At 43.2% G+C, this 584-nt stretch carries 1 pseudogene; it reads left to right on the top strand.

Annotation, left to right across the window (positions count from 1 at the left end):
* Positions 1-584, top strand: a pseudogene (locus H4J59_RS04000) (transposase); the annotation flags it as partial.

The raw sequence follows: 584 nt of genomic DNA, 5'->3' as shown, positions 1-584 counted from the left end.
TGGCATAAGTTGTTTAAAGGCACCTTGTTGACCAGAAAATATCAGCGAGAACAACTATTAACTGAATTCGAATTGAAAATAGTTGAAGAAACAGCGCAGGTCTATAAGCAACGCTTAATCGATATCAGTTGGTTTATGCGCGCTTTAAATGAGCCTATTGCTCGTCAAGCGAATAAAGAAGACAAATGTACCGGCCACTTTTGGGAAGGACGCTTTACATCACAAGCCCTGCTCGATGAAGGCGCTTTACTGTCCTGTATGGTTTATGTTGATTTAAATCCTGTCCGTGCAGGCATTGCGCCAACACCTGAACAATCGAGTTTCACCAGTATTCAACTTCGTATCAAAGCAGCCATCATGGGAGAGCAACCGACAACGTTATTACCTTTTACTGGCCATGAACATCAAAAGAAAGCCTCAGGTATCAGCTTTAGCTTGAAGGACTATTTAACCCTGGTAGATGAAACAGGTCGCGTCATAAGAGAAGACAAACGAGGCGCTATCGATGCTAAAACCGCACAGATACTGTCAAGGCTGCACATCAGCGATGAAAGTTGGCTAAAACTCACCACAAACTTTGAAGG

The organism is Colwellia sp. MB02u-10, assembly GCF_014077185.1.
Classification (GTDB): Bacteria; Pseudomonadota; Gammaproteobacteria; order Enterobacterales; family Alteromonadaceae; genus Cognaticolwellia.
The sequence above is the reverse complement of the archived record's forward strand: the minus strand, read 5'-3'. Positions and strand labels throughout refer to the sequence as shown.